The sequence below is a fragment of the uncultured Acetatifactor sp. genome, assembly GCF_948601915.1.
Taxonomy (GTDB): domain Bacteria; phylum Bacillota; class Clostridia; order Lachnospirales; family Lachnospiraceae; genus Acetatifactor.
Map to the genome: position 1 here is coordinate 1 of NZ_CAPDXS010000170.1, position 10,145 is coordinate 10,145.

Sequence of the window (10,145 nt, forward strand, 5' to 3'; positions counted from 1 at the left end):
TGGCTGGCGCCCGCACTGTCCTCCCTGGCCGTTGTCTGGCACTGGCTGGCATCTGCACTGGCTGGCGCCCGCACTGTCCTCCCTGGCCGTTGTCTGGCACTGGCTGGCATCTGTCCTGTCCGGCTGAGCTGGCATCTGCCCTGCCTGCCGCCTGCCCTGCCTGTCATCCGCCCTGCCCCCCGCCGCCATCCGCGCCAGCCTCTCAGGCCATATACTCCCCATTATAGCTCACCAGCGTGGCGCTGCTCACCCCGTCCACGGCATTGAGCCGGTTCACGAAGGCCGTCTCCCCGTCCTTCATGCGGATCTCCATGGTCAGCTCGATCCCGGCGGCATTCACGGTCTTGGACTTCACGGAAAGCCGCGCCACAGCTTCCCTGGCAATCGCCATGGCGGAGTCCTCCGCCCTTTCATCGCCGCAGTCCAGTATCAATATATACGGATTTTCGTGTATTTTTCGATTTGAAAAAAGCAGCAATATGCATCCGATCATACCGGAGCCCAGCACCGCCAACGGTATCATGCCGGCCCCGATGACGATGCCCGCCGCGATGGACCAGAACAGGTACACAATCTCCATGGGCTCCTTGATGGCGGCCCGGAAGCGGACGATGGAGAGCGCGCCCACCATGCCCAGGGAAAGCACCACATTGGATGTCACGGCCATGATGACCAGCGTGGTCACAAGGGCCAGCCCAATCAGCGTCATGACAAAGCCCGTGGAATACATGACCCCGGCAAAGGTCTTTTTATAGACCACGAAAATGAACAGCCCTATCGCAACGGCGAACGCCATGCCCACCAAAGTATCCACCAAAGAAAATTCCGTCACGCTCTCCAGAAATCCTGATTTGAAAATGTCCTGAAATGTATTCATCTTATATCCTCCCGATATTCCTCTGCCATGTTCCCGGCGCCCCACTGCATGAATCCCTGCGCAATCAGCGCTCGCCGCCCACTATACTACAACCCTGTCATCATCTGGCGACGCGACGCACCGCCGCCTTGTCCTGGCGCGGACATCAAGCGCTAATCACACGGGAATTCACGCACCGCCGCACTACCCAAACCTCCTGCTGGCCCCGTATTTGGAGAAAGCCTGCTGCCTCAGCCCGCCCGTCTGGACCAGGTCCCGGATGACGGAGGGCAGGAAGGCGTCGTATTTGACCTCCAGCACCATGTCCCCGGGGGCCTCCCCCACGCTTACGTCCGTCCTCCCCTCCCCCAGGAAATCCCGGCTGTACATGCCGCTCCTGATATGGGAGTCAAAGGTGATCCGCACGTTTCCCGGCCCGTAGAGATAGGCCTCCCGCACATAGGACACCAGTACCCTGGGGCGCAGCGCCTGATACCCCATCTTCGCGTACAATTCCCGCACCAGGGCCGCCGGATGCCCCCGCATCCAGCCCGTATCTCCCTTCAGCAGCCTCCCGCATTCCCCCTCCGCGATTTCCGCGTCGTACTTCCGGCACAGAGAATCCTCCTTGACCTTTTTCTCCAGGAGGATGAAGGAGAAGTCATCATTGTAATACCTGATGCGGAACTTCTCCCGGCACGGGACGCCGTACACCTTCTCCCGCAGGGCCTTGTCCGTAAAATTGTCGAAATAAATGCTCCTTATTAGATATCTGCCCGCCGCATCCCCGTGCGGGTCAGTACGCATCACCCGCCGCAGCCGGCTTTGAATCTCCAGATACTGGGGATACCCGATACCGTATTTCAGCTCATGGCGAAAGCCCTCCCTCTGCTCCATCCCTGTCCTCCCTGTCCTGTCCCTGTGCCCGCCCGGGCCTGAGAACCGTTCTCCCGGTGCATAGGGAAAGTATAAGGGGAGCTCCTGAAATGTACCTGAAATAAACTGTGTATCTTTTTTGAACAATTCAGGAGAAGGGGGCCAGGGGGATAGAAGCCTTTATCAGGATACGCTCCCCGTCCGGGCGCTTCGCCTGGATCCTGCCTCCGTGGGCCTGGACGATCGCCTGCACCATGGACAGGCCGATCCCTGTGCCTCCGGTCCTGGCAGACCGGGACTGATCCACCCGGTAAAAGCGGTCGAACAGCCTGCTTAAATCCTGTGTCTGGGGCAGGCTGCAGCTATTCTCCACCTGGATACAGGCCCTGCCCCGCTTTCTGCAGACTTCCATGCGGATATCCCCGCCCTCGTCCGAGTGCCTCACCGCATTGTCCAGGAGGATGGATATGAGCCGGCGGACGGAATCCCTGTCCCCGTGGAGCACCAGGTCATCTTCTATGCGCTGGGCGTAGCGCTTTCCCCTGGCCTGCGCCAGCGCCGCGAAGGGCTCCGCCGCCTCCCAGGCCGCATCGCTTAAGGAGAAATCCTCCTTCTCCGGAAATGGCGCCTCCTCGTCCAGCCTGGAGAGCGCCACCAAATCGTTCACAAGCCTGCCCAGGCGCACCGTCTGCTTTTGGATGTTCTCGATCCACCGGTCCCCCTCATGCTCCATGGCCGCCGCATCCGCGCTGGCCGCGATGGAGGCGATGGGCGTCTTCAGCTCATGTCCCGCGTCCGTGATGAACCGCTTCTGCCGCTCTATGTTCTCCGCAAAGGGGAGGATGGCATACCGGGAGAAGAACAGGACAAGGAGGAAGACCAGAACCAGGCTGCCCGCCCCCGTCCCCAGGGACACGATAAACAGGGTGCGCATGAACTGCAGGGAATCCGCCACATTCAGGAACAGGACGGTGATCCCCCTCTCGTCCCTGCTGACGAGATACCGATATTCCTTGTAATAACCTTTCGCCTTCTCCCCGGAGAGGACCTTCCCCGTATATTCTCCGGCCATATCCTCATCTATGGAGGAGATATGGTCTCTGGCGATGAACAGGATGCGCCCCTCCGGGTCGCAGTGGGCAGCGAAAAAGCGGGTGGTGAACTCCGCTTCCGGCCCTCCCCCCGGCATGTCCTCCATGGGGGGCAGAGGGGCCTGGGGCCTGTGGAAGGCCCGCTGCTCCCGGCCCAGGAGATTCGCCGCCATCTGGTCCCGGACGGATGTGGTCCTATAAAAATTTACAAGATTGATTCCCGCCAGCAGCATCGCCATCACCGTCCCGAAAGCCGCCATGGCCGCCAGGATGAAGCGTCTTCGCATCTTCTTCAGCATCCCGTCTCCTCCATTGAATAGCCCGCGCCCCGGATCGTCCTGATTTCCACCCGGCTCCCGATCTGTTTGAGCTTCCTGCGCACGAATCCGATGTGCGTCCAGACCACGTCGATGCCGGACTCAGAATCCTGCCCCCATATCCTGTCCATCAGATGGCTGGTGGAGAACACGAACCGGGGGTGCCGCAGGAAGAGCTCCGCCAGCTGGAACTCCTTATTGTTCAGGCGCACCCACTGTTCCCCGCAGCCCAGCATGTACCGGTTGCGGTCCAGGCTCACGTCCCCGAAGGACAGAAGCGCCTCCGGGCATCCGGCGTTCCTGCGGGAGAGCGCCTTCACCCTGGCCACGAACTCCCTGCCGGCGAAGGGCTTGGGCAGATAGTCGTCCGCCCCCGCCTCCAGCCCGGCCACCTGGTCCTCGATCCCCCCTCTGGCGGTCAGCATCAGCACCGGAACTGCGGAGCCGCTCCCCCGGATTCCGGCCAGCACCTCCATTCCGTCCGCCCCGGGCATCATGATATCCAGCACGATCACGTCATATGCCGCGCCCTGGAACCGCTCCAGCGCCTCCTCCCCGTCATGGACCACGTCCACGGAGAATCTGTTCTTTTCCAGCAGGAATTTCAGGGCCCCGGCAAGCTCCACCTCGTCCTCAGCAATTAAAATACGCATATTTTATACCTCAATTTCGTCTATTTTCAAATCCCCGGGACGGCATGTCCCGGATTCAAGCTTACCCCGAACCTGAATCCCATGTCAATACTCCGGGCAAAACAAGTACGTAATGTAAATTGCTTTTTTCTGTGAATATGTTATAATATTGACTCAGAAGGGAACTGAGTCAACTTTTGATTCCATGTGCGCCGAAGCGCACGAAATTATGGTATAATATCTTTGTCAATAAAGAACCTCTTACAGTGAAAGGACAAGCATGGAAACCCGCAAAATCAAGAATGGACATCGCACAACCTATTTTCTAATCGGAAGCTTCACCCTGCTGCTGCTGATCAGCATAGGGGCCTTCATCTGCCTGGGCCGCTATATCAGCAGGGAGAGCGAAAAATCCATCCATACAGTTGGCGATCTGTACATGGCCGGCATCAACAACCATATCACAGCCCATTTCCGCACACTGATCGAGCTGAAATTGGAGCAGGCCGAAGCGATAGTGGAGGTAGTCCCGTCAGATATGGCCGACAGGGACGAGCTGTACCAGGAGCTGGTCTACAGGTCCAACGTCAGGAACTTCAATTACCTGGCCCTGTATTCCGAGGACGGGAAAATGGAGATGCTGGACGGGAACCCCATCCAGCTTGCGGATCCGGATTCTTTCCGGAAGTCCCTCCTGCGCCGCGAGAAAAAGATAGCCGTGGGCTATGATTCCCTGGGCACCGAGGTGGTCATCCTGGGCATCAGCGCGGAATATCCCATGGAAAACGGCGAGGCATGCATGGCCCTGGTGGCCGCCGTCCCCATAGACTACATCAGCGCCATGCTGGGCACGGACGAGGAGAACGCCCTGATATCCTCCAACATCATCCGCAAGGACGGCAGCTTCATCATCAGCGATACGGGCATGGACTACAAGGATTACTTCGAAAGTCTGTACCAGCGCTATCCGGCCAGCGACCGCCGGAAGATAGATGCTTATGTCCGGGAGCTTTCCGATGCCATGGAAAAGAAGGAAAGCTATTCTACCGTCCTAGATTTGGGGAACACCAGCCAGCAGATCTACTGTACGCTGCTCCCCTATTCGGAGTGGCATCTGGTGACGGTGCTGCCCTTCGGCCCTCTGAACGAAACCGTGGAGAGCCTCAACGCCAACCGGACCTTCGCCACATTGCTGGTGGGCTTCATCATCCTCACAGCGCTGTTGGTCATCTTCTATATCTATTTCCGGATGACCTGCAAGCAGCTCAGGGATCTGGAAGCGGCCCGCGAGGAGGCCCTGGCGGCCACCCGGGCCAAGAGCACCTTCCTCTCCAACATGAGCCATGACATCCGCACGCCCATGAACGCCATCGTGGGCATGACCGCCATTGCCACGGCCCATATCGATGAAAAGGATCAGGTGATGAACTGCCTGAAGAAGATTACCCTGTCCGGCAAGCATCTGCTGGGCCTGATCAACGATGTGCTGGACATGTCCAAAATCGAGAGCGGCAAGATGACCCTGACCGCGGAACGGGTCTCTCTCCAGGAGGCGATCGAGGGCGTGGTGGGCATCGTGCAGCCTCAGGTAAAGGGGAAGGGCCAGAACTTCAACGTCCATATCCACAATATCATATCGGAGGACGTATACTGCGACAGCGTCCGCCTGAACCAGGTCCTGCTGAACCTCCTGTCCAATGCCGTGAAATATACCCAGGAGGGCGGCCTGATCCAGCTCTCCCTGTACCAGGAGGAGGATCCCCCCGAAAAGGGCGAGAATTATGTCCGGACACATATCACCGTGGCGGACAATGGCACCGGAATGTCCGAGGAATTCCTGAAGCATGTCTTCGACTCCTATTCCAGGGTGGACACCATGCGCGTGCACAAGACGGAAGGGGCGGGGCTCGGCATGGCGATCACGAAGCACATCGTGGATGCCATGGACGGCAGGATCACCGTGGAGAGCGAGCTGAACAAGGGATCCAGGTTCCAGGTAATCCTGGATCTGGAAAAGGCCGAGCCCTCGGAAGTGGACATGATCCTTCCCGCCTGGAAGATGCTGGTGGTGGATGACGACGAGACCCTGTGCCGCACAGCGGTGGATGCCCTGGATTCCATCGGCATCCAGGCCGACTGGACCATGAGCGGGGAGGATGCCATCAACATGGTGGAGAAGCATCATCAAGCCCGCGGCGACTATCAGATAATCATGCTGGACTGGAAGCTTCCGGGCATGGACGGCCTTTCGGTTGCCAGACAGATCCGGCGGATCGTGGGCGATGACATGCCCATCATCCTGATTTCCGCCTACGATTGGAGCGAATTGGAGGCGGACGCAAAGGAGGCCGGCATTAACGGTTTCATCTCCAAGCCCCTGTTCAAGTCCACCCTGTTCTACGGACTGAAAAAATATATGGATGTGGAGGACCTGCAGGCCGCGGAGGGCAGCCAGGCAGAGCTGGCCGGACGGCGGGTGCTGGTGGCCGAGGACAATGAACTGAACTGGGAGATTTTGCAGGCGCTGCTGTCTGATATCGGCATAGAACCGGAATGGGCAGAGAACGGGCAGATTTGCCTGGAGAAATTCCAGGCATCCGCGCCGGGACATTACGACATCATCCTGATGGATGTCCGCATGCCTGTGATGAACGGCTATGAAGCCACGGAGGGCATCCGCGCTTCGGGGCATCCGGATGCCGCCGCCATCCCCATCATCGCCATGACGGCAGATGCCTTCTCGGAGGACATCAAGCGATGCCTGGACTGCGGCATGAATGCCCATACCGCCAAGCCGATCAACTTCGACGAGGTGGTCTTACTTCTGAAAAAATACATCTTATAGGATAGACGGCTCACCGTATCTTTGCAAGTGCTTCCCTGGACAATATCTTCCGGATGTTCAGTGCGAAGAGCAAAGTGGCTACCGTGGCCGAGATAGCGTCCGACACGGGCTCCGCCCAGTAGACGCCCATCACCCCCATGAACCGGGGCAGGATAAGGGCCAGGGGAATCAGCAGAATGATTTTCCGCAGCACCGCGATGAAGAGCGAAATCTTCGCCTGCCCCAACGCCAGGAAGGTGGGCTGGATGCCGTTCTGCAGGCCGAACACCAGCATGCCCGCCATGAAGATCGGCATCACGTTCCCGGTCAGCGCCACCAGCTCCGCCTCATTGGTAAAGAACCCCGCGTAGAACCGGGGGAAAATCATGCTGGTGGCCGTGGTCAGGAACCGGAACCCAAAGCACATGCCTATCATCCAGCCATAGAGTTTTTTCACCCTCCTGAAATTCTGCGCTCCGTAGTTGTAACTGATGATGGGCGTCATTCCCTGGGTAAAGCCGTTTATGGGCGCTGAGAACAGCTGCATGACACTCTGCATGATCGTCAGGGATCCCACGTGCATATCCCCGCCGTAGGCCTGTAGCCCATGGTTCAGCACGATGCTGATGAAGCTCTCCGTGGCGTTCATGATAAAGGGAGAGATGCCCAGGGAGAACACGCTCCCCAGGACCTTCCCCTCCAGCCGCATGCACTGTCTGCGGATTTTCAGAGACGACCTCTTTCCCATCAGGAAGGACAGCACCCAGGCCGCGCTGAGCCCCTGGGAGATCACAGTGGCCACTGCCGCGCCCTTCACCCCCATGCCAAGCCCGAAGATGAACACAGGATCCAGGATGATGTTCGCCACCGCCCCAATCAGCACGGAGAGCATGGCCGTCCTGGGCTGGCTCTGGCAGATGATGAAGGCGTTCAGCCCCAGGGCCATCTCCACGAACAGCGTCCCTGCCAGGTAGATGGACAGATAGTCCGTGGCATAGCCAATCGTGGCGTCGCTGGCGCCGAACATGTAGAGCAGGGGCCTCTGGAACAGATAGAAGAATGCCATCAGCGCCACCGTGCACAGCAGCAGGAAGCTGACGCTGTTGCCCAGGATCTTCTCCGCCCGCTCCCTGTCCCCCTTCCCCAGCCAGATGGCCGCCAGGGGAGCCGCACCGTTGCTGATGAACGCGGAAAAGGCGGAGATGAACACCGTGATGCAGAAGGTGACGCCTACGCCTGTGAGGGCATTGGCTCCCACGCCCTCCATATGACCGATGTAGATCCGGTCGATGATGCTGTATAAGATATTGATGATCTGGGCCAGGATGGCCGGCAGGGTCATGCTGGCCATGAGCTTGCCGATGGATTCCGTCGCCATCCTCTCTTCCCTTGTCTTGTCCGTCACTGCCATGTGGTATATGCGGCTCCTTTCCATTGATAAACTGTAAAATCCCATGAATTCCATGCGCAGTATCCATCATAGCACAATCGAATCCCCGGTACAAGAAATTTATGCCGCATATATTCTGCATGGACGGCCTACCGAATGCCCATCCCGGCTCCGAACCGTCCCTTACCGTAAATCAGCGCTCTGCTTTCGTTTCAGTGTCTGCATTTTCTTAGAGATTCTTTTCCATATACCCGCATGTAAACGGGAAGAAATCGAATTTCTTCGTCCCGGTATACACAAAGCCAAACGACTCGTACCATTTTCTCAACACTTTGTTCTCTTCCACAATGCCTATGTTTATCTTATCACAATATATACTGCATAACGATTTCACTTGCCGTGAAACCAGACTGCATAACGCTGACTGGTTCAATCGCATGATTACATTAGGCAGTATTCAGCGTTATGCAGTATAATGCCCCGGCAGCCTTAAATGCATCCCTCAGAAGTTCCTCCCCAATCCCATTGTGCCGGTATGTAGGCATGACGCATAAATTGTTCAACTCGCACGCTTTGTTTTCCTGTAATAGCAAGGAATAGTATCCAACAATGGTTCCCTTCTCCCAAAATGCGTACATGAGTCTATGTTCTTTCGTCAAATTCCATTCCAATCGTTCTTCTGTGGTTGCAAATGCTGTAAATCTCGGCGCGTTTTCGACAGTAAATCCAAATTCGATCGCAACTGTGGAAAAGCTTTCCCTGATCACTTTTACGCATTCAGCAATATCTTTCTCAGCTACTTCTTTTATCATAATAAACACCTCATCAAATCCTATTTTATATGAGTATCAGCAAACGAAAACCTTTAACCGCCAAAAAACGCCTATAAATGTCAGTATTAAAAGCCATCCTGTATAGAAACATAGGCAGACACTTAATGAATTTCAATATAAGAAGAATCAGAAATAAAAAGCCATAAATCCCATTTTATCAACAACCCCAAAAAAGGCAGCCGCCCCGTCAAAGCGTCTGCCTTTTCCTGTCCCCGTTCTCTTACTCGCCCCTGCGAAACAAACTAGAGCGTGACAATTTCAGCGAAAAGGAACTAAGACAGACAGCCGACATTCTAAATCGTGATTTCAAGGGGTTATTTGTAATGAGAGATACCGGAGAATAAATATAAAAACTTCTTGCGTCCATTCCCGGGATGTGCTATAGTAATCATAGAAAAGGGAAAGCCATAGAAGCGGCTCTACCCTCCGAATAAGCTAAACTTCCCAGCTAGAAGCCGGGCGGCCGTCACTATTGGTAGTAGTGGCGGCTATTTCCTTTTTCCCCTAAAGATTGTGTAGCACAACCCAATCAAGGCAACAATGAATATTCCAATCTGAATCAGATCAGAGTATGTAACATACATCGCGTCACCCTCCTTTCTTTCGTCTGGAGGGTTACTTGACCCTCCGTTAAAGCAAGAGGGTAGGAGCCGCCTTGGCTCTATGACTTTCCCATGGATGGCGTATAGCACAAATTTCCGTGTCAGACAATTACAATATTCTTTTTTTTTCAATATATTGCCAAAAGCGGTTCCCAAAGCAAATCCCGGCTGTGACACATCACAAGGGATGCCTGACCTGCCCTTGTTCGTCTGTGGGTCATCGGGTATATTCAACTGGCCAGATATTTATACCCCTGCTTTTCTTCTTCATCAGACCACACCCGTCCATAGTGGCTGCCAATGTTCTTAAACGCAGTCCGCAGAAGCAAAGTTTTATGCCCCTCTGCGGAATAGGGTGTATAGATTATATCTTCATATCCAGCACATCAGACGGAATCTGATTGCCATGCGTCCATCCAGGCACCTTTTCTTTCACGGCACTGGCTACTTTTCTTCCAATGCTTATTTCCAACTGCTGTAATGTCCATGATGCTGCTGAACGGTCACCTACTTTCAGCGTGCTTTGCCCCCATTCATCCTTGATAAAAGCTGCCAGATTCCCTGGCTGTTATTTCCTATACGCATGATAAAATCCCTCCTTCTATATGGTCAGATCCAACTGTGCGCCTTTGCCCTTTTCCTGCAGTTTCACGGGCGCATCTGCTTTCATCCTGATCTTCTCCAGCAGCTTTTCCAGAGTTTCTGCCTTTTCCAGCCTCTTTTC

9 protein-coding genes are annotated in these 10,145 nt (G+C 55.7%); 1 reads left to right on the forward strand and 8 read right to left on the reverse strand.

Annotation, left to right across the window (positions count from 1 at the left end; genetic code table 11):
* From Q2B33_RS21110 to Q2B33_RS21130, 5 genes are all read right to left on the reverse strand, one after another.
* Positions 1 to 222, reverse strand: a 222-nt coding sequence (locus Q2B33_RS21110; RefSeq protein WP_300797644.1) for a hypothetical protein, incomplete at its 3' end; no start/stop codon positions are given.
* On the reverse strand, positions 203 to 877 hold the full coding sequence (locus tag Q2B33_RS21115) for a DUF4956 domain-containing protein (protein WP_300564358.1): 675 nt from the start codon (positions 875 to 877) through the stop codon (positions 203 to 205). The genes Q2B33_RS21115 and Q2B33_RS21110, both read right to left, overlap by 20 nt.
* A gap of 183 nt (positions 878 to 1,060) precedes the next feature.
* The gene (locus Q2B33_RS21120; protein ID WP_300564360.1) at positions 1,061 to 1,753 is read right to left on the reverse strand and encodes a polyphosphate polymerase domain-containing protein; all 693 of its coding nucleotides are present in this window, start codon (positions 1,751 to 1,753) and stop codon (positions 1,061 to 1,063) included.
* Between the two features lie 127 nt (positions 1,754 to 1,880).
* Entirely contained in the window at positions 1,881 to 3,122 is a 1,242-nt protein-coding gene (locus Q2B33_RS21125) for a cell wall metabolism sensor histidine kinase WalK (protein ID WP_300564362.1), read from the reverse strand.
* Positions 3,116 to 3,793 (reverse strand): response regulator transcription factor, encoded by a 678-nt coding sequence (locus Q2B33_RS21130; protein ID WP_300564364.1) that lies wholly within the window; start codon positions 3,791 to 3,793, stop codon positions 3,116 to 3,118. The genes Q2B33_RS21125 and Q2B33_RS21130 overlap by 7 nt, the downstream gene beginning before the upstream one ends.
* Before the next feature lie 259 nt (positions 3,794 to 4,052).
* Between Q2B33_RS21130 and Q2B33_RS21135 the strand changes: the two genes are divergently transcribed.
* A complete protein-coding gene (locus Q2B33_RS21135; RefSeq protein WP_300564366.1) occupies positions 4,053 to 6,617 on the forward strand; it encodes a hybrid sensor histidine kinase/response regulator in 2,565 nt (854 codons plus the stop codon).
* 10 nt (positions 6,618 to 6,627) lie between these two features.
* On the opposite strand, the gene Q2B33_RS21140 is transcribed toward Q2B33_RS21135, so the two are convergent.
* The 3 genes from Q2B33_RS21140 to Q2B33_RS24615 form a co-directional block, all read right to left on the reverse strand.
* A complete protein-coding gene (locus tag Q2B33_RS21140) occupies positions 6,628 to 8,007 on the reverse strand; it encodes an MATE family efflux transporter (RefSeq protein ID WP_300564368.1) in 1,380 nt (459 codons plus the stop codon).
* 425 nt (positions 8,008 to 8,432) lie between these two features.
* Positions 8,433 to 8,798, reverse strand: a complete 366-nt coding sequence (locus Q2B33_RS21145) for a GNAT family N-acetyltransferase (protein WP_300564370.1) — start codon at positions 8,796 to 8,798, stop codon at positions 8,433 to 8,435.
* 509 nt (positions 8,799 to 9,307) lie between these two features.
* Positions 9,308 to 9,403 (reverse strand): putative holin-like toxin, encoded by a 96-nt coding sequence (locus tag Q2B33_RS24615; protein ID WP_330624558.1) that lies wholly within the window; start codon positions 9,401 to 9,403, stop codon positions 9,308 to 9,310.
* Positions 9,404 to 10,145 lie beyond the last annotated feature (742 nt).